This is a genomic window from Bacteroides sp. 44_46 (assembly GCF_001915465.1).
Classification (GTDB): Bacteria; Bacteroidota; Bacteroidia; order Bacteroidales; family Bacteroidaceae; genus Bacteroides; species Bacteroides clarus.
Window position 1 is genome coordinate 1 of the sequence record NZ_MNQO01000015.1, and the last position, 18077, is coordinate 18077.

24 protein-coding genes are annotated in these 18077 nt (G+C 45.8%); all 24 read right to left on the reverse strand.

The window, feature by feature from the left end:
- A partial coding sequence (locus BHV73_RS07075) for a hypothetical protein (protein WP_286737473.1) occupies nt 1-195 on the reverse strand: 195 nt, incomplete at its 3' end.
- A gap of 87 nt (nt 196-282) precedes the next feature.
- Nucleotides 283-600 (reverse strand): hypothetical protein, encoded by a 318-nt coding sequence (locus tag BHV73_RS07080; RefSeq protein ID WP_255380242.1) that lies wholly within the window; start codon nt 598-600, stop codon nt 283-285.
- A gap of 11 nt (nt 601-611) precedes the next feature.
- Entirely contained in the window at nt 612-1547 is a 936-nt protein-coding gene (locus BHV73_RS07085; RefSeq protein WP_286737475.1) for a hypothetical protein, read from the reverse strand.
- An 8-nt stretch (nt 1548-1555) separates the two neighbouring features.
- Nucleotides 1556-1825 (reverse strand): hypothetical protein, encoded by a 270-nt coding sequence (locus BHV73_RS07090; protein ID WP_286737476.1) that lies wholly within the window; start codon nt 1823-1825, stop codon nt 1556-1558.
- A 34-nt stretch (nt 1826-1859) separates the two neighbouring features.
- Entirely contained in the window at nt 1860-3974 is a 2115-nt protein-coding gene (locus BHV73_RS07095; protein WP_255380181.1) for a hypothetical protein, read from the reverse strand.
- Between the two features lie 2 nt (nt 3975-3976).
- Nucleotides 3977-4453 (reverse strand): hypothetical protein, encoded by a 477-nt coding sequence (locus BHV73_RS07100; RefSeq protein WP_255380182.1) that lies wholly within the window; start codon nt 4451-4453, stop codon nt 3977-3979.
- A complete protein-coding gene (locus BHV73_RS07105; RefSeq protein WP_255380183.1) occupies nt 4450-5244 on the reverse strand; it encodes a hypothetical protein in 795 nt (264 codons plus the stop codon). The genes BHV73_RS07100 and BHV73_RS07105 overlap by 4 nt, the downstream gene beginning before the upstream one ends.
- Entirely contained in the window at nt 5241-6275 is a 1035-nt protein-coding gene (locus tag BHV73_RS07110; RefSeq protein ID WP_255380184.1) for a DUF6712 family protein, read from the reverse strand. The genes BHV73_RS07105 and BHV73_RS07110 overlap by 4 nt, the downstream gene beginning before the upstream one ends.
- Nucleotides 6275-7630: a hypothetical protein gene (locus BHV73_RS07115; RefSeq protein ID WP_255380185.1), complete on the reverse strand. Its 1356-nt coding sequence runs from the start codon at nt 7628-7630 to the stop codon at nt 6275-6277. Before BHV73_RS07115 ends, BHV73_RS07110 begins: the two co-directional genes overlap by 1 nt.
- Entirely contained in the window at nt 7630-7908 is a 279-nt protein-coding gene (locus tag BHV73_RS07120) for a hypothetical protein (RefSeq protein ID WP_255380186.1), read from the reverse strand. The genes BHV73_RS07115 and BHV73_RS07120 overlap by 1 nt, the downstream gene beginning before the upstream one ends.
- Before the next feature lies 1 nt (nt 7909).
- Complete coding sequence (locus BHV73_RS07125) at nt 7910-8986, reverse strand: hypothetical protein (RefSeq protein WP_255380187.1); 1077 nt, start codon at nt 8984-8986, stop codon at nt 7910-7912.
- Complete coding sequence (locus BHV73_RS07130; protein WP_255380188.1) at nt 8980-9480, reverse strand: hypothetical protein; 501 nt, start codon at nt 9478-9480, stop codon at nt 8980-8982. Before BHV73_RS07130 ends, BHV73_RS07125 begins: the two co-directional genes overlap by 7 nt.
- Nucleotides 9464-10024 (reverse strand): phage holin family protein, encoded by a 561-nt coding sequence (locus BHV73_RS07135; protein WP_255380189.1) that lies wholly within the window; start codon nt 10022-10024, stop codon nt 9464-9466. Before BHV73_RS07135 ends, BHV73_RS07130 begins: the two co-directional genes overlap by 17 nt.
- Nucleotides 10025-10188: 164 nt before the next feature.
- Nucleotides 10189-10779, reverse strand: coding sequence for a JAB domain-containing protein (locus tag BHV73_RS07140; RefSeq protein ID WP_255380190.1), 591 nt, complete (start codon nt 10777-10779; stop codon nt 10189-10191).
- A 55-nt stretch (nt 10780-10834) separates the two neighbouring features.
- Nucleotides 10835-11335, reverse strand: a complete 501-nt coding sequence (locus BHV73_RS07145) for a hypothetical protein (RefSeq protein WP_255380191.1) — start codon at nt 11333-11335, stop codon at nt 10835-10837.
- A 53-nt stretch (nt 11336-11388) separates the two neighbouring features.
- The gene (locus tag BHV73_RS07150) at nt 11389-11781 is read right to left on the reverse strand and encodes an ArdC family protein (protein ID WP_255380192.1); all 393 of its coding nucleotides are present in this window, start codon (nt 11779-11781) and stop codon (nt 11389-11391) included.
- 34 nt (nt 11782-11815) lie between these two features.
- Nucleotides 11816-12013, reverse strand: coding sequence for a hypothetical protein (locus tag BHV73_RS07155; protein WP_255380193.1), 198 nt, complete (start codon nt 12011-12013; stop codon nt 11816-11818).
- Nucleotides 12014-12824: 811 nt separating this feature from the next.
- The gene (locus BHV73_RS07160; RefSeq protein ID WP_255380194.1) at nt 12825-14552 is read right to left on the reverse strand and encodes a hypothetical protein; all 1728 of its coding nucleotides are present in this window, start codon (nt 14550-14552) and stop codon (nt 12825-12827) included.
- A 12-nt stretch (nt 14553-14564) separates the two neighbouring features.
- A complete protein-coding gene (locus BHV73_RS07165; RefSeq protein ID WP_255380195.1) occupies nt 14565-14777 on the reverse strand; it encodes a hypothetical protein in 213 nt (70 codons plus the stop codon).
- Nucleotides 14778-15006: 229 nt separating this feature from the next.
- Entirely contained in the window at nt 15007-15606 is a 600-nt protein-coding gene (locus tag BHV73_RS07170) for a hypothetical protein (protein ID WP_255380197.1), read from the reverse strand.
- Nucleotides 15599-15886 carry a hypothetical protein gene (locus tag BHV73_RS07175; protein WP_255380198.1) on the reverse strand — a complete coding sequence of 96 codons (288 nt, stop codon included), beginning with the start codon at nt 15884-15886 and terminating at the stop codon, nt 15599-15601. The genes BHV73_RS07170 and BHV73_RS07175 overlap by 8 nt, the downstream gene beginning before the upstream one ends.
- Complete coding sequence (locus BHV73_RS07180; protein ID WP_255380199.1) at nt 15858-16427, reverse strand: hypothetical protein; 570 nt, start codon at nt 16425-16427, stop codon at nt 15858-15860. Before BHV73_RS07180 ends, BHV73_RS07175 begins: the two co-directional genes overlap by 29 nt.
- Before the next feature lie 20 nt (nt 16428-16447).
- Complete coding sequence (locus BHV73_RS07185; RefSeq protein WP_255380200.1) at nt 16448-17338, reverse strand: hypothetical protein; 891 nt, start codon at nt 17336-17338, stop codon at nt 16448-16450.
- Between the two features lie 134 nt (nt 17339-17472).
- Nucleotides 17473-18072, reverse strand: coding sequence for a hypothetical protein (locus BHV73_RS07190; protein WP_255380201.1), 600 nt, complete (start codon nt 18070-18072; stop codon nt 17473-17475).
- Nucleotides 18073-18077 lie beyond the last annotated feature (5 nt).

The window sequence follows — 18077 nt, forward strand, 5'->3', positions numbered from 1 at the left end:
AGCTCCGCTATCCAATTCATTTAAATCTGTATCCTTTTCTATGTTTCCACAGTATTTCAACATTAAATAAGGTGACAGAACTCTTTCCATCATAGATGATAATTCCTCTTTTTTGGAATTGCCGGAAGAATCCAGACCCAATATTTTTGCGAGTTCCGTTTCATTAAACTCACTCATTTTTATATCTTCTGCCATGCCTTGTATATTTTAGGGGCGTCATTTCTACCATGAAAATCAGCCCAATTTAACATTTAAATTATTATCTCTTTTTGTAAATATTAATCAATCAATAACTTCATCAAATTCGGCTGTATTTTGTTCGCCGGTTAGTATATATCCATAGGTCTTTCCACCATCCTGCGTTTGCAAAATACGCCTTCCGTCCTTATCGGTTATAGTCCATAATGGCGGGTTATCAGTTCCGGCTTTAACAAGACATACAAAGTTTCTGTCACCCATCCGAACAATGCCGAGATATGGAACATGCAGCCCGGTATACCATTTCCCCATGTAGGTTTTCAGCAGCAAGTTACCATATACATAGAGTATGTCCTTGCCCAGGTAAAATACAACTTTTCTATTCCCTGTATATATTGCCATAGCTTTATGTTTTAAGAGCCTGGTAAAGTTACAATATACAACGTGTGAGCATCAGGAGTAATAATCTCACTGAATTCATCATTTGTCATCGGTTTCGATATAGTTGTAAAAAACAGGCTTCCGATCTTACTTGCATCCAGCATCTTAACCGTTTCTGCCGAAGCAACCTTACTGGAACCGCCGGTAATAAGGTCATTTATAATGTCCGCCTTATTAATCTTCTTCCCCAGCTCCGTTGCCATTGTCGTAGCAAAATTCGGGTCATTACCCAATGCGGCCGCAAGTTCGACGAGCGTATCCAGTGCTTCCGGAGCATTGGCTATAAGGGCATTGATTTTCTCCTGCATTTTGGTATCAATGGTGGTGGCTGCTTCATTGGCCAGTCCCGCTTTTTCATCGGCAAGGGCAGCTTTTTCATCGGCGAGACTTGCGGCAGCATTTGCAGCTTCTGCCGCGAGATTGGCAAGGATTGCCTTTGCATTGGCCTCCTCTGCCGCTCCGGTTGCTAAACCTGCTGCTGCATCCGCCCTCTCGGTCGCTTCAACGGCCGCTTGTTTCTCTTGGCTGATGTCGGTAATCGATTCATCTACACGTTCTGCAGCAGCATTGGCTTCAGCCGTTGCTGCCTGTGATTCCTGTTTGAGTGTTCCGAACTCCGCAACCCGTTTTTCTTCTGCTTTGGCACGTCCAGTCTCGGCTTCGACACGCTTTGATTCGGCTTCCTTAATCATCTTTTCCGCGTCCAATGCAGGGGTAGCAAGCAAAGTAAGCGGAGCTTCTACAATATCCGGCATATCCTTACCTTCAATCGGTTGGAATGCAGGTAAAGAAACAATACCTTCCAATGATTTTGCCAATGGTATTTCACCTACACCTTGGGAACCGACCTGCAAGTCGTTCTTAAGACGCTGTAATAGTTCGTTGTATTGCTGTTCCGTTAATTCCATAAAAATAGTCATTTATCAGTTACACATTCTTCCGGCTGGTTCTGAATCGCATGGTTAAGCGCATCGATAAAGAAAGGCGGCAGCTCTTCTTCTGCAAACCGTTGCATCAGATTGACTTCCTCATCCGTGTATGCCGTTTCACCAGAAGACTGGTATATCTTTATTGAAAGAAGATGCATAGCAATTCCATAGCCGTATTGGTACATTTTGTTCGCGAACTCTTTCTTATAGTCCCTGTTCTCGCAATGACTACGGGCAACATCTGACGCTACAAGCATTTTTTCAAAATTTATTCTCTTCATAAGCTCAAAATTAAGTGGATGAATATGTTTTTGTTTTCCCATTAATATAGAACATCAATCCACTTCTCGTTAAAGAAATAGAGTCACTTCCTATAGAAATGTTCAAATTGTTTGTTCCCAGTCTAAGTTCACTGACCAACGCGGAATTGTGATAATTCATCAAGCGGATTCTCGGATAGTAGTTGGTAGCCCCGTTCCACGATTCCGAAACAAAGTCAAATGTTCCGACCATCTGGTTATTTTGGTTATACATGCGGATGGAATTTGTATCCGGATCAAGTTCTATTCTTGTTCCATTCTTCTTGGTTGCAACTTTTCCATTGAACTCTCCGGTGGCACCTTTCAATTCTCCGCTAAACTCTCCGTTTACAGCCTTAAGTGTACCATCTTTACGAATGGACGTATTACCATTTATCGAGATATTCCCGGTAAAATAAATATTCCGGGATGATACAGATATATTGTCAAGTGCAACGTCAATAGCAGAACCCAAGCCATCTTTTTTCACATATAGGGAAAGATTGTCCTTTATACCGTCGATACTTAACCCTATTTCCCGTAGAGAACCGTCAACTGCATCTATCCGCTTATTTGCGGCACTTATTCCCTCGGCTGCAACCTGCATCTCGGAAGCCAAAGTATTCATAGATTCGGACATTGATTCAGACAACAGAGTTATTTTCCTGTTCGTTTGTTCAATTTTCGTATTGAATACCGTCATCAGGTCCTCATAGGCATTCGCTGTCAATGCCAGAGAATGGAGATACATTTCACCGGTAAATTTCAGTTCAAAGTCTCCCGTTCCATCCCAAGTGCCGGAATACTCCTTTCTTATATACTCCTTACCCGGTTCAAGCCGTTCAGAAAAATACAAGTTCTGTCCGGGAAAACCGATTGTCAACGTTCCGGAAGTGACAACCTTATAACGGAAAGAAATAAAGAATTTTCCCGGCGTTTCTTCTCCCTGAACAGGCTTTCCTGACAAATCAGCATTAGCCTGCTTGATACCGGACGCTATGATACGGAGCACATTCCGGTTGCCATATCGGACAACGGCTGCCATAGCATCCTTGCGGCTATAGAAATTATCATTGAAGAACAGGAATTTCCCGTTGACAGTAAAGAAACGGATACGGTTTGTCGTATCCCAACCATCGGTGTTGGATGCAAAAGCCGAATTATACAGAAAATTATCTTTTGTCTGTACTTCATCCAGCACTTTAGAGACTTCCGAATAAATCAAGTCCTCCAATATCTTGAACTGGGTCATAATGTTTATGCCTGTCTTCAAGATAAAATCACCCATGAACTTGTTACCTTGCGGACTGATAGCCGTCACTTCCTTGCCAGCCATTGAATAGGAATCTATCCCGGCATACTGGTGGATACTCGGTGCATCATCGCCATATACGGACAAGGTGATTGCGTTCTGACGCTTCTTGTCTGTTCTGTTACCGAGCTGTACAAGGCTGTCACCTTCCTGAGGTATGTCGCTGTTTGCGTCACAGTCTGTCTTGCTAAGGTCTATGTAATCCTCGCCGATACTTACGCATAAGCGCCAGTAGTAACGGTTGGATACATTCTCGTAGACACCCGGCTTGATATTGAAGTCCTGGAAGCGTATTTGGTCGCCTTCCTTGAACGGGTTCTCAATAGCCGTTTCTCCATCATCAACCAGCAGATAGCAACGCCAGAACGTATCGAACTCATCAACTTTGCCGCATTTCATTCCGGCGGCAGTGAACATGTAGTTTCCACCTGCATAAGAGAGCTTCTTTATCTCCAACTCGGAGAACATGGCTTTGATGCGCACAAACAGCTCGTCCACCTCAATATAGGACTTACCGGTCTTTTGGTCGACCTTTATCAAAAAGCCTTCTCCCAATACGCCGGAAGAATAATTTACAGACCGGATATAATCAGAATATAATCCGCCCAAGAATTTAATCAGAAAATTAGTTTCGTCCGGCTGATTCTTATGTAAATAGATATTCTCAAGGTCTTTTATCAGGTTAAGAATACCAACGAACGTACGTCCTACACGTTCCGAGGTGTTTTCATTCTCCCGGGTGGCATACCGTATATACCGGGCCAGTTCTTTAAGTATCTCAATTGTATCTGCCATATTTATATAAATGCTTTCCGGCAATTTACAGCCACATAGGATTGTGACAGATGTATTGCTGCAACCACTCCATAAAGTTGGTTGTCATTATTTGTCACATAGTCTGCTTCCACTTCTTCCAATGAAAAGGAGAACCAGTAGCGCCTCTTCTGTTTGTCTTCGAGCAACCGATTGAACAATTCGTCTAAAATACGTTCACACTTGTCAATCACTGTTTCTATCTGTACATAATCGGATGTGTCGGATACATGCTCCACGACAAAAAGTAGGTAATCACGCTCTTTCCGGTACGCTCCCGGACCACCGCCGTAACCGAATCCGGAACCACGGTCCAGAATCACCGCCGGATAATGGAGCACACTGTCCAATGCCGTATGCTTCTCCCTTTCGGATGAGAGGAAGTGTACCTCATCGTTCTCCTTGTGCCGGATGTCGACATGCCTTTCGGCCAAATTCTCTATGTACTCTGAAAATGTCATTTGTTCTGTTTTTGAGCATCACGTATTCTTTTATTAAGCAGGCGGAATGCGGTTGCCACCGGCATTGCCTGGTATTTCTCCATGACCGCCACATCGTCACCGACAAAGGCATCGAATATGTCGAGCCAATTGACCGACGGTGCAGTCGGTTTCTTTTGCTTGTCTTCCGGTTCCCATTCGTCATCCATCGGAAACAGGAAAGGAAAAGCTTTCGAGAGCCACCTCTTGACAAAAACGTAGTTCAGGAAGATGGCGTATTTGACATGCCTGTCAATCTTTGCCACTTTCGTTACCCGTTTTTGCAATATCAGCGGTTTCTGACGGCTAAATAAGCCGTTTTTCTCACCCGCCGGTAGGACAATATACTCATTGCTTTTCAAATACAACATCGACACGAAAGTATCCAGTGACGTATCCTTACCGTCACGTGTGTAGCGGTTAAAAGCCGTGTCCACGTGCATGAAATGTTCAAAACACATTCCTTTCAGACGTTCACCCGGCGCCTTGAATCCCGCCACATCGGAGAGGATGAAACGGTCCATCCGGACACGACAGTCACTGATGAACTCCACAAGCTCGCCCAACTTGTATCTGTAATAATTATCGGAACCGGCTCCGGACGGCAGGGAATAGAACTTCTTCAGGAATGATGATTCATCCATTTCCTGAAGATACAGCCGCGACACAAGCAGGAACTGTTCCGGTGTCAGTTCTTCCCATGTCTGAGGTACCGGGCACGTCACTTCACGACGGATGCCGCAGCTACGGTATTCAATGCGAAGTTCTTTCATGTCCAGAATGTACGTTTATGGTCATTGTCCCGGTCGAATATTCTTCTGGGGTCACCGGTATATAACTCTGCAAAATAATTACGTGCTGTCCTTAGCAGAGCCGTCATGTACATATCCGCATCCGCTTTCAGGTTCTGAACCTGTACGGCTATACGTTCCGCATCGACGGGTTTCTTTTCTTCATTGCCTTTTTCGCCCGGCTGTACCGTGGTGAAGTACAGTCCCCGGTCCGTTATACTGCCCGTTTCCATCAACAGACGTCTGACCGCCATTGCCACAATGTAGCGGGAACAGGCCAGGCGCAGACGTTCCACATCCTTCCGCCGCCCTTCATTCTCAGAAGGATTAACCAGCCCGTCAATCAGATGTTCGTATAGTTTGTCACCGATAGCCGGCTGAAGAAGCATTTCCTCGACAAACTTCAGATGCGGCTGTAAACGCAGAAAGATAATCCGGCTGCCATTGATAAAACAGACGTCATTGACATCTGCGGTGCTGCGAACGATGGCAGATTTACGGTTCTGGTAAGCCTGTGAGGTCGCAAACTCCGGATATTCCGCTATATGGGCATACAGGAATTCAAGCAATTCGTCAAGCGCATTGAATCCTTTGTTCCGTAACGATGTCCGCAGGTTATCTTCCTGATACTTGTACACCTGCTGGAATGACTCGTTGTTGTCAGACTTCTGCCGCTGGAAGCCCGCATCGGTGATGCGCATGCTAATTTCATCAAAATCATTCCAGAACGCCAGGTTCGCATTTGCCCGCTTGCAAATCTCCAGCAGGCGGCTATCCAGCTTCTCCCGTTCGGTTGCCCCTTCAGTATTTTGTTCCAGTACATCCGGGTTTGGACCGAATCTGTATATTTCAACCACTTCACCCGCCATCGCATTGCCCAATAGCGGTATAAGGTATTGTCGGAAAGCATTCCGAAGCGGTGTTTCCATCATGTCAAAGGAGATGGCGGTGTTCACCTTCATCACCGCTTTCAACTCCTTGCCGTTGTTCCATTTTTCTGCACTGAATATCATTAGCTCAATGTTTTTTTGGTACCGCTGCCGGTATCAAGGGTTACTAAAACAGTATTGCGGAAACGCAACTCACATTCCGGCATACCGTTCATCTTTATGTAGAGTTCTATCGGGTCCAGGATATTCTGCCGGTCAATCCACGCATTGGCTATATTTACGAGGAATGCCTCGCGGATATTGGAACCGCCCTGGTTGCCCGCGTATGTACCGCCGGGCATACCGGCACCGAGCACATTGGGATTGACCATCAGGGCGAACAGGATTTCCGAGTTGGCGGCTGCCGATACCGGCAGATTGTCACCGCCCTGGTATTTATTCTCCAGCGGCTTGATTTTCCATTCTTCCTCAATCCTGCCGTTCATTTCATTTACGGCATAATGTGAAAAGATGGGCTTTTCCGCATTATCCGGGCCGCAAAGGTTCTGCTCCACAGAGTCCATGTACTTCTGTATGGCCGCCTCACGTTCCTTGGCCGAATAGTCCTTGGACGGATATTTTTTCTCCCAATAGGAATACGGTATCTGTACATGCCACTTCCAGGTAATCTGGTTTTTGTAAGCCTTCTTGAGGAAGTGGGGGATAAGATGGGCTATCTCCACCCATCCGCAGATATAGGCGGGCCACCAGATGGGCATGCCGTAAAGGTCGTCATTGCTCCAGCTGTCCCGCACCGGCATGATGAATCCGTCTTTCTGCTTTCCGGCAAACTTCAGTACCTCGGCGTGCATTTGCGGGTCGTATTCGGACAATACATCCAGTTTGGTGTACTGCCCCTTGTCCGGACGCTGCGGCCAATATCCGGAAACGATACACTTGCAGGCACCGTATTCGTCCATTTCGGAATAGCGGCGATAAAGTGCATTGACCGGGTTAACACCGGCAAAAGTGTTAACCGCCGCTGACGGTACGAACTGGACCGCCCCGTTACCGAACTTCAGATAATCCCGAAGTACCTTTTCCATGTAGCGCCTTACATTCCGGGAAGCAATAAAAGCCTGCACCCGGCTATCCGTAACGGGCTTTAGTATTTCATTGCCGGCATCATCGTATCCGTCCACCGTACAAGGGTAGATACCTTGTCCGAGCGTCAGATTACGAAGAAATTTCAGTCCGGTGTTGAGCACGCTGGTATTACCGATTTCTTCGGCCGCCTTCTGTGGAAAATCATTTTCATTTCCCCACGGGCGTACTTTCACCCCATCGATGTCTATATAGCTGACATTTGACAGGTCATACGGTGCCAGAATCCTGGCACGGTCCTTCATATCTTTCTGCGGTGTTCCCGTCGTCTCACCGAATATGTATGTAGACTGCATCAGCAGGGGAATACCGCTTGAATTAAACAGTATATTCATCAGAATACGATTTTCATTTTATTATACTCTAATATCAGGTCTATATCTACGGGGTAGGGATGTCCTTCGGGATTACCCTTGCAATCACAGGGCTGCACACCCCGGAACTGGTATTCTTTCATATTCATGCGCCCGGCACCGCAAGCATATGCTTGAGGAATAAAATATATCTTACCTTCCTTGCTGACGAACTTTATTGAAAAGATGCGCCGGCGTCCGCGTTCGTCCGTGCGGATATCCATGTCGGCCAGAGCCAGATTTCTGCGTATTGTTTCCATATTATTCAAATGTTCTATCAAATGTATAGTCAAATATTCCACCGCCAAATGAAGCCCTGTCGAATACATGGTACTTCCGATTTGCCGGACAGAAAGTCAGATTCACGTTCACTCTTTGGTTACCCATTTTCGTATGGGTAAAGTCAATATCCGTAATGATAATCTCTGTTAGAAGCGAAGAGGGGTCATACCAATATTGCACCGGTGAGGTTATCATATCTATCAGCGCCTTGTATTTGTTCTCATCCAAGTAGCCGGTATTAACGGTACGTGAATCATTAAAGAAGGGATTGAACCGCCTTTTTTGTTTTACCATATCCACAATATCGCCTACCAGTTCCGGATTGTATTGCACTAATCCTGAGAATGAGATAGCCTCTGGGAGTCCGAACATATTATAATAGAGAAACTGATGTGTTTCACGATAACCTTTTCGGTCTATGACATATCTCACAAGGTCTGTCAGAGTACCGTTCGTAATACGCACGTCATACGATATGATATTAGCATATTGCACATCTGCAAGCCCGCTTACTCTGACCGGACTTACATTATATGCTGCCATACGGTTTGCTTCAGGAAGTTTCAGCTCAACGGTTTTTTTGATACTATTACCTAATTCCAGATAGATAACATCCAGAAACACTTTAGTCTTTTCCGATACGAAAAAAGAAAGATGTTCAATGTTATCCAGCCTGACTCGTTTGACTTTGTAACGGGAATAGAACATAAAATCGGTCAACGGCTCAAAAGAAATATGGTATCTGGAATAAAATACGTACAGCGTGTAGTTGGCAGTAGTCACATCGTCCGAGAGGGAAATTTGTACCGTCATGGGTGATAACGCAATCCAGGCATTATCATTGGTGAGTTCCGGACGTACGAAATATTCATTGATGATGTCGCCGGGATCACAAAGGATAACAGCATTGTCATTGTCCGGATAGTAGGTTTCTGAAAGCGCTTCCTGTCCGTTAATCACCATCCGGATACTCAACCTCTCATGCACGCCCGTAATGCGGATGTCCGGCATATCATAGGAAAATACATACGAATTATCAGCAATATTGGCTACCATCTCCACAAATCTTTAGACAAACCAACCACAACAGACTTGTTGTATAAATCATATCCGGCTTTAAATTCCCAGGATTTACGGCGATACCCTGCCAGAAGAATACAATTATGAAGTCCCACAAATGATCCCAACGTTAAAGCATTATCGTAAATAACCGGCCGGTTGTAATCCACCACTACCGTACGGCCAAGCAATGTGTTGCGGGATATTATGTCAGTCAATTCCACCCGTAGATAGGGGTATTCAATAATTGTATCAAGATACTGTTTCTCCAGGAAATAATCGGCCAGTATAGCCGCCGTATCCACATCAGCAGGTATTTCCCTGACAATCACTTTCGGCTCAGGTACTGCGGGATGTATTGTATCATGACAGATAACCGTTTCCGGAACACGGACAATACTCCGGCAGCGGGAACCGAACCAATGTCCTGTCCACCCGGCAAGAAATGCAATAACCGCACATAGAAATATGCACTTAATGTTCCGTCTCATCAACCTTTCTTTTGAATTTGTCCGTAACCGTCATCCATAATATCCCCACTTGCTTGATTAGCGTATCTTTCGGTTTACCGTCAATAATGGCAAGGTTTTCCAATATGCTGGTTACATGCTCCACGCAAAACCAGGTCATGACGAACACTTTGGCGATGGAAAAGAATACGGTAGCCAACAGCATTACAAAATCATTTTCCGCTATCGTTTTGCTTTCCAAATAAAAGGAATGGATAATGTAAATAATGCTCAGCCAGATGCATAGCTTAATGATGCACCGGGAGAAACGGAAAGATTCAAAACCTATACCCTGAACCTTACTTGCCCGGATACCCGTCCACATCTCAGAAACAATCGCCACCAACATGGTCATTGCCAGGAAAGGAGTGATGCCTATGTATTCGCTGATTATTGCGGTAATGGCACTGAAGGATATTGCAGGAAGTTGCAGGTTATACTTGAAGCTCGGAGCTATCGAAAGGAAGAAATCCTTTAATGAATCGTACCCGTAGGTACCGACGAATTTTGTAAAAAAACGTATCATATCTCTTTTTTGTCACAAAGATAGAATTCTGCCATCCGCTATCATAGGACAAAAAATCCCCTCCGTGGTTGAAGGAACGGAGAACAAAAAATACCTCTCTACACCCGCTTCCGTTTGTGAGTGCGCGAGCAAACGGAAGCGGGTGCCGCCCGCACCCGTCTCCCCTACAAAATCCCTTCATCGCTAAAGCTGTAATAAGTATCTCCCGCTATTATAACATGGTCTATCAGCCTAATATCAAACACCTCACCCGCCTTTTTTAATCTCTCCGTTATATTCTTGTCGTCCCTACTGGGTTGTTTGTTCCCGCTCGGATGATTATGCACTACGACGAATTGCGTTGCGGATACTTCCACCAATATACGCATGATTAGCCTTACATCTGCCGCCGTCTGAGTTATGCCGCCAACCGACACCCGTACTTTCTTTATCACCCGTGAAGCGTTATTTAAAGCCAGTACCCAAAGTTCCTCATTCGGTAAATCCCACAAAAACGGATACATCAGCGCATTAATATCCTGACTGCAACGGATAGCGTCCTGCCCGTTATACCTGCTTTGCAGCCGCCTGTACAGTTCGATGGCAGCCGTAGCCACCTTTTTGCGGCCGGGTGTCAACGAGGAGAATAAACCGTTCAAATCATATTCCCCGCTTTGCTGTTCCGTCTCGGTGACAATTTTCTTATTATTGGTTATCTCGTATATCAGTTCGCTGTCGCTCATGTAGCGGCAAGCACTATCAAACAAAGTTTCCATAACATTCATATTTTATCAAAGGCAGCCCGCCCGAAAGCGGGCTATCCTGTACTTATTACTCACTGATTAAAAGCTGCTCCAGCTCTTCGATTTTCTGCTGAATTTTCTTTTGCATAAACTTAATGAACTCCGCCAATAGAAAACGGTTGGAGATTGTAAAAATATCGCTGTTGTTGCCATAGCCCGAAGCTTCCGCAAACCGCAATTTATAAACCGCCGTTTCAAACGTATCTTCCTGCTTCAATTTATCCGCTGCTTCATCAAGTTTATCCATAGCGTTGATAAATGCGGTACGGTTGCGGGAAATCTCCTTTTTCCGTTCAAGGTCGGCCAGACATTTCTCCAGTTCTTTTGTCTTACGGTTTATCTCCTCTTGCAGCTTGGCCGCTTCGTCCTTTTTAGAATTTTTCCCTTTACCTTTGGCGGGTGCATCGGTCGGCTTTTCCTCTTTTACAGGTTGTTCTTTAGGGGCTTCGGCTCCCGCCTTACCCGTTTCTTTCATTGTCTCAACTGCTTTTGTCACTTCTTCACCGATTATTTTTACTTCTTTTTCCATGTTTGTAAAATTTAAAAAGTTAATAATTAATGATTTATATAATAGTGATTAATCTATTTCTCTAATTTGTGCACCTGGCTTTCCGCAAAAAGATAGCACAACGGAAAAAAGTCCTCTTTCGCATCTTCTTCCCGACCTTGTTTTTTCAGTTCCTCGATGCGTTCCCGCTCCGCTTTCGATGCAACGGGCATTCCCCATATAAGCAGTGCTTTTTCACCTTTACGGACGGTGAAACCCGCTTTCTTCCACTCCTTGAAAGTCTTTAGGTTGGTGTACCCCTGACAAGCGTAGTAAAACCGTAACAGACCGTTTACCGTGTCGTCCTCGTTGCCCATGTATTCGCCCATCTCCCTACGGGCGACCAAAGACTGCGACAATGTTTTTAACTGCTGCCTTTTCAAAATCCGTGCTTCACGTTCTTTCTTTTCATCTCTTTCCTTTTTCATAATCCTATGTATTAAAATATTATGTATTAAATTATTACGCCTCTATGATTACAAAATCCTCTACCGACTGAAAATAGGGGTCGGCCGTTGAAAGAAGTTCCCACTTTTTGCCGTTCGCATCCCGAAAAAGAATACTTAGTTCCCTAATACCGTCAAACTTCTTTAGTACCTTATAACCTTTGAAATATTTGTTCAAAACCTCGATAGCCTGTTTGTAAGTGAATGTTTTCATAATGCTGCAAATTTTATGTTGAACCTTGAGCTTCCGGGTGTGAGCCTTATCTAATTGGCTGTTTCCCTGATTGGAGCTTTTTTTTTCTGCGTCGCCTGTCGCTACGCGGTATGTTTCGCCTTTTTTACGCTGCATCAAAAGGTGTTGTAAGGAGCAAGAGCAAGTTTTTCAGAAAACCGGAACGGCTTGAATACGACCTGTACAGGTGGAGATTTTTTATGAAACGCCAGCCCGAACTTGAGCCAGTGACGTCAACATTTACCTTTGCAGCACAAAAAAGCGAAACTGCGTGGTGATAGGAGACAGAAATAAAGGGCGACAATCAGAAAAGGAAACAGCCGCAATACATAGTTGAAAACTATACCGCTCTGCCCGGTCTATCCTCTGAATGGGTAAAACCGGGTGTAGCCTGCATGGGTGCGAGTAAATACAATAAGCCACTGCTTATTACCGCTAAAACGCGCAAAATCCGTACCGAGGAGATAGATTTTCCACCTATTTTCTCGGTGCGGATTTTGCGCGCCAGGATGTTAGTTAACAAACGTTATAAGAACTCTATCTTGCTAAACATAAGAACATAACACTCTGCTTTCCATCCGAATGGAAAGAGAAACGGAAGTTTCTCCCAACCGCGCCCTATCCCAACTGTTAATAAAATTCACAATTTTAAAGGAAATATGATAGGCAGTGCACCCCCTCGAACGTTTATTCAGTGCTGTATCCTGTCCTCAAGCGTTGCGGCTGTCCTTACAAAGATTGCGAATCCTGTTATATGTATTGCGATTGCCGTTGCGAATGTATGTAAGGTTAATCAGATACGCGCATCCACGAACCCGTAAGCCTGCCTAAGCAAATGCCCGTACTTCGTCCATACGCGTTTATCCACCGCGTCTCCGAAATGAGTGGCTTCTTCCGGAAGAATGGACTGATTACGCTCACTGCGTTTGTCCTTGGCAAAACGTCCTTCACGGTCTTCGATGACACGGGTGTTATTCATGGAGATAAGTGTGTACTTGCATTTTGAGCCGTTGAAACGCTTCTTTGGGAACCGCTCATCTTTCTCTGCCAGGATGGAAGCCCAAAGCAAATACTTATCATGTTGTGGCGGTTCCATTCCTGCATGGGTGTGCTGTTCCACCGTCCACCCGTGTTTCTCCAGGCGCTCAACGGCAAGCTCATTGTAGGATTTTTTGTTGTTGGCACGGCGTGCATCCCCGTAGCGGTCACGGTAATAGTGCACGTGCTTGTTGATATGGTTACGATAATAGTGGCAGAACTTATCCATCAGCGCGTTCACCATAGTGTCGTCCTCTTCGTCACGCTTGACAAAGAACTCATTGATATTGTTATCCACCGGCTCACGTGTCAACAGTTTCGTCACGAAGTCATAGTTACGTTCCTGGCCCACTTCAAGGAAAGAAGCTGCCGAACCCCAGTCGGGTGTCAGCTCTATCGGCTGGTTCGGATTACAATCCAGGTCACGACGGCTGTCATCGTTATTGCCTAACCGTTTCCAATCGAAGCCGGTATCCTCGGCAAAGTCCCGTATATAGTCGTCATTGGTCGCGTTGTAATACACATGCCGTTCATCCAATTGGTAATAGCAGCTATCAATCTTATCCACCATGTAGTTCAGGATCTCGATCATGAAGGAAAGCTTGTCCATCACCTTATACTGGTTCAGGATATAGTTCATACCCACATTGGCGATATTGTCGAAGATAGAACCGAGGATGAACAGCGTGCCGTCCCGCGAGACGAACGGCGTGATGCTCTGACGGAGACGGACGGTCTCGTTCCAGATTTCCTTGAACAGTCCTGCATCACCGGCAATACGCGCGTCAATGAGCTGCATCTGTAACCGCACAATCTTGTTCCAAACATCGAACAACCGGATATCTCGTTCCTCTTCATAATATCCGGCAGGTTCAAGCAGCCATTTCTGTTCGGGAGTATAAGGCATGGAAGATAAGAAAGTATTGCCATGATGCTTCAATACCGGATGCTCCGATTTGCGTCCGAAAATATGCTCATTACCGCGGTTGGTCGGTGCCGCCTCCTGGTCGAACTTCTCTTTGTCAAGCGTCAGCGCTTCATCGGTGATATTGTAGTCGGCATTCGGACCACGACTGTTACCGCCCTGAGTAAGTATATAGAGCATGTGCCCGTTGCTGAAGCTGATACCGTATTCATAAGACATGATGTGTTCGTAGGGCTTGTACCACCCCTCAATGGGACGGCGGCAAACCACATAGTCACCGGTCTTGCTGACCGGATCCCATTGTTTGTAACCGAGCATCTCCAGCATCTTGAAAGCTGAAGGCAACGTTTTAGTGAGCGCCTGACCAATGGTAGCCTGCGTGAGCGTGGTAATGCCACGAGGCATCAGCCGGATATTGTCATCTATCACGGCCCCGGTAATGAATGATTTACCTGTTGCACGTGAATAGATGACATATCCGTTCCTATACGGCATTACCAGGAATGCCGCCTGCGCCGGGTTGACTTTGATGACCTCTTCCCAAACGTTCTCGTCCATTCTCCTGTCGTATCAATAACGAGGGAATACAATGTAGTTCATACCTTCGGAAGAAGTCATACGAGGCATAGATTGCCCGGTGTCCGCAAGTAACTGCGGCACTTCATCCGGTTTGAACTTAGCGGACACGGTACAGACAATCTGTGTCTTGCTGACTGATACCATATCGATATGCTTATGGTCAACCAGGTAAGAGATAAGCCGTTTATTGGTTAATTTCTTCATAATGTTTTCTGAATTTTGAATTAACAAACGAGTAGTTTCTTACATGCCAGTACGGTTTACCGGCTTTCTGCTCCCGTTGCCGGGTATCTTCTACCGCCCGGATAACAGCCTCTTTTATATTCAGTTCACGAAATGCGGAATGAATTGAATGCTGTACCGGCGAGAGGTTACAGGTATCAATGCACATCACAATTGTAACAATCAATGTATCAATCATATTTCCATATATTTATGAGTTCATAATTTCTTCCGCCTGTACATCGTCAATGGGTGTGTACATCGAATCCACCAAAACCTTTTGCTCTTCCTGTGAAAGATTGCGGATGGCATCCAGAGGAATATCCACCTTTTGCCCCATACTGTTGATTTGAATATAGAAAACATTCTTCTCCATGCGGCGTGGGTCCTCAACCGAAGCCGGTTTCTCGCCAATCATCTGATGCAGCACTTTTTTGGCATTGTTCCATTGCTTGAGGTCGCCCTTGAGCTTGCAATCCCGGATGAGCTGTACCTGGTCCTTTATCATCCAGGCAAACCAGAAATCCCAGTCAAACTGATGCTGTGTCTTGAACAGTTCTTTCGCCAGGGCGATATCCTTGCGCACCTGTGTACGTGAGATACGGTATTTTGCCAGCATGATATTGATGATATGGCTCTCGTTCGGATAATCGTCCAAAAGACGGGCTATCTGTAACACTCGGTTGCATTGTACCTGCAAATGTTCCGGTAACGGACTGTTTTCAGGGTCAATGATGTGCTGGCGGATAAGCTCGTATGACTGTTCCTCCAGTGCGGCCTTGCTTTTGGCTGCTGTCAAATTACTATTCATACTCAAGATACTGCTGTTGCGATTTAAAGAATTTAATCAGCTCCTGCTGTGCCGGATTACTGCCATTGACGGCGGATTTGATGATTGCTTCACGTATTTCGACCATCTGACGAAGATGCCCGCGATAGAAAGACGCCCGTACTTCAGTACCCGGAGTACGGAGTTCCTGAACGAAATCCGTTTCGTCCACACCGATATTAATGGCAATCAAGCCCGGTGGGATAAGCCGATATGCCATCTTCTCTATTTCATCACTTTGCTGCTGCGTCAAACTCATCATTTAACATCTTAAAGTCAAAATCAAAAATGTCCGGGCTGGTATGGATAATCCCACGTTCCAGTTTCGGGTTATGAGTGGCATTTTGGCTGCCCACTACGGTAATCTTCCAATTCTCATTATATAATAATGCTACCTTCGCATGCAACGCCAGGCAGCGATAACTGTCCGGGAATGTAGTTACCAGATAATCGAATGGTTTGGGTGAGATGCTGCGTACCCGATTGTCTATCAGAAACCGTACCGACAACAGTTCACCCGCTTCCGTCTTGCGATGAAGCGCCGCAATACTGTCCATGGATATGGAATAGGTAGTAAGCAGCAGATGTGCCGGACCTGTCTGTTTCAGAATATAGAAAATCAGTTGAATAAGGTTGAATGCCCCTGAAGAATAGAAATGTTTGTCCCTGCCGGGTACCAACATCCCCATGGCATCCGGATGCAGCAGTTTTTCCGCAACCAGGTCATGGTCGGAAATTGCCGCATCCGTTTGGCGAAGAGGGAGCGCATTGTCCTTCATGCTCTCCGTCGGCGTCTCATTCATATCACCGCAACACACCAGCATTATTGCAGTTCGGCCAGTCTATATTCTATTTTTTCTACCAATGCTTCCTGTTCGGCAATCTTCTTCTCGTATTTCACACGTTTCGGGCAATCAGGAAGAGGATTTTCTTTACCGTCTTTGGGCTTGCTCTCCGAAGAATACAGCAACATATTCTTTGCTTTGGTTATCTTACTCTTGGCGTTGGATTTCGCTTTCTTCAGTTCTTCTATCGACAAAGCACTGATGTCGGTATCGTCCGATTCGGCGTCCGGATGTTCTTTAGGGGCATCCTTCTCTTTATAGAGTTCGTCCAGCTGTTCTTCAGACGGCAACTCCTTGTTTTGCTCAAACTGCCTTTTGACGGTTGCCAGCAAAGTCATGCGTTTGGAGAGATAACCTATACGAGCGACAATATCCTTGCGTTCTGCACATACAGCCTGCGTATTGGTCTCACCCAGTTCGGCAAGCAACCGGTGCTGGCGTGAACGCTCATTATAGCATTCACGGAAATCATAGATGATTTTGGCAATAACCGGCGGATAGGCAGGCTGCTCATCCGCTTCACGCGCCAGTTCATTTTCCGCAATGGCAACAATGGCTGCCGCCGTTTCTTCCGTAACTGTTTCGGGACGCCCGTCATTACCCGGTACCGCATCATCCGCCAGGTCTATATTCTCAAATCGCGGGTCGTCGGGATGGTACCACACTTTAATCATTTGACGGATTTCATACTCCAGCTTCTCACGGGTATGCGGCTTTTCTCCTTGTCGGGCAAGGCGGGCGGCAACAAAACCTTTATATCCGGAACGGGTAAGGATATTCACACCGGTACTGTAGTCCCGTTTCTGCGAGTTCAGCCATTTTATGCCGTCCCTGCGTGCCTCAATGTAGCTCTTTGTAATCTTTGACATTGTACGTTGATTTTTAATGATATGCAAAGCTATTGCGATTTTTGTTGCCAGGATAGGACAAAACAGAATGTCCGTCTCTCGGAAAGAATCCGGAGACGGACATAAACAAATTACTAAATGAAGAAACGAGAAATTTAGCCGCCAGGTGCAGCCTTTACAGTAAGAATGTCTTCCATATCACCCTCGTACACGCACTTGACGGGGGTAGCGAAAGTATAGTGAAGCGTACTTTGATTACGTCCGCTACTGCCGGTTCCTGTGGTAGCTCCATCTCCGGATGCACGCATGGAACCGCGTCTTTTGTCACCCATCAGGTAGTTCGTGCCGTTGTTGTCGGTCACGATAAAGAACATCTTGCGGCCTTTGGTCGCATTCTCGAAACCGAATACTTTCTTTCGCATCTTGGGAGAAATGATATTCAGGTCCATCAGTGACGACTCGCCACCGGTTTCTCCCTGGTCGGTAATCTTGAATTCCGCCAGGTCGTCCGTGAAGTCCATCCTGTAAGCCCGTCGGCCTTCCTTCATGACAAGGTCACCAACCAGCGCGCCGGCTTCCTCAAGCGAAAGCGGGGATTCCGTCTTTTTAGGATAGTCCGGCCATGTGGCTACATCCTCATGATAACCGAAGATAACGGACGGTACGATTCCCCCCATGTTACCCTGGCTGTTACAGTCCATTGCCTCATTGATATCATCAAGGGCAATACATAATTTAGGGTCTACTTCTGCCATAATCA

Bases quoted from the DNA above. Each gene is read 5' to 3' on its own strand.
- BHV73_RS07080 (WP_255380242.1), bottom strand. From the start codon at position 600: ATGGCAATATATACAGGGAATAGAAAAGTTGTATTTTACCTGGGCAAG.
- BHV73_RS07085 (WP_286737475.1), bottom strand. From the start codon at position 1,547: ATGGAATTAACGGAACAGCAATACAACGAACTATTACAGCGTCTTAAG.
- BHV73_RS07090 (WP_286737476.1), bottom strand. From the start codon at position 1,825: ATGCTTGTAGCGTCAGATGTTGCCCGTAGTCATTGCGAGAACAGGGAC.
- BHV73_RS07095 (WP_255380181.1), bottom strand. From the start codon at position 3,974: ATGGCAGATACAATTGAGATACTTAAAGAACTGGCCCGGTATATACGG.
- BHV73_RS07100 (WP_255380182.1), bottom strand. From the start codon at position 4,453: ATGACATTTTCAGAGTACATAGAGAATTTGGCCGAAAGGCATGTCGAC.
- BHV73_RS07105 (WP_255380183.1), bottom strand. From the start codon at position 5,244: ATGAAAGAACTTCGCATTGAATACCGTAGCTGCGGCATCCGTCGTGAA.
- BHV73_RS07110 (WP_255380184.1), bottom strand. From the start codon at position 6,275: ATGATATTCAGTGCAGAAAAATGGAACAACGGCAAGGAGTTGAAAGCG.
- BHV73_RS07115 (WP_255380185.1), bottom strand. From the start codon at position 7,630: ATGAATATACTGTTTAATTCAAGCGGTATTCCCCTGCTGATGCAGTCT.
- BHV73_RS07120 (WP_255380186.1), bottom strand. From the start codon at position 7,908: ATGGAAACAATACGCAGAAATCTGGCTCTGGCCGACATGGATATCCGC.
- BHV73_RS07125 (WP_255380187.1), bottom strand. From the start codon at position 8,986: ATGGTAGCCAATATTGCTGATAATTCGTATGTATTTTCCTATGATATG.
- BHV73_RS07130 (WP_255380188.1), bottom strand. From the start codon at position 9,480: ATGAGACGGAACATTAAGTGCATATTTCTATGTGCGGTTATTGCATTT.
- BHV73_RS07135 (WP_255380189.1), bottom strand. From the start codon at position 10,024: ATGATACGTTTTTTTACAAAATTCGTCGGTACCTACGGGTACGATTCA.
- BHV73_RS07140 (WP_255380190.1), bottom strand. From the start codon at position 10,779: ATGGAAACTTTGTTTGATAGTGCTTGCCGCTACATGAGCGACAGCGAA.
- BHV73_RS07145 (WP_255380191.1), bottom strand. From the start codon at position 11,335: ATGGAAAAAGAAGTAAAAATAATCGGTGAAGAAGTGACAAAAGCAGTT.
- BHV73_RS07150 (WP_255380192.1), bottom strand. From the start codon at position 11,781: ATGAAAAAGGAAAGAGATGAAAAGAAAGAACGTGAAGCACGGATTTTG.
- BHV73_RS07155 (WP_255380193.1), bottom strand. From the start codon at position 12,013: ATGAAAACATTCACTTACAAACAGGCTATCGAGGTTTTGAACAAATAT.
- BHV73_RS07160 (WP_255380194.1), bottom strand. From the start codon at position 14,552: ATGGACGAGAACGTTTGGGAAGAGGTCATCAAAGTCAACCCGGCGCAG.
- BHV73_RS07165 (WP_255380195.1), bottom strand. From the start codon at position 14,777: ATGAAGAAATTAACCAATAAACGGCTTATCTCTTACCTGGTTGACCAT.
- BHV73_RS07170 (WP_255380197.1), bottom strand. From the start codon at position 15,606: ATGAATAGTAATTTGACAGCAGCCAAAAGCAAGGCCGCACTGGAGGAA.
- BHV73_RS07175 (WP_255380198.1), bottom strand. From the start codon at position 15,886: ATGATGAGTTTGACGCAGCAGCAAAGTGATGAAATAGAGAAGATGGCA.
- BHV73_RS07180 (WP_255380199.1), bottom strand. From the start codon at position 16,427: ATGAATGAGACGCCGACGGAGAGCATGAAGGACAATGCGCTCCCTCTT.
- BHV73_RS07185 (WP_255380200.1), bottom strand. From the start codon at position 17,338: ATGTCAAAGATTACAAAGAGCTACATTGAGGCACGCAGGGACGGCATA.
- BHV73_RS07190 (WP_255380201.1), bottom strand. From the start codon at position 18,072: ATGGCAGAAGTAGACCCTAAATTATGTATTGCCCTTGATGATATCAAT.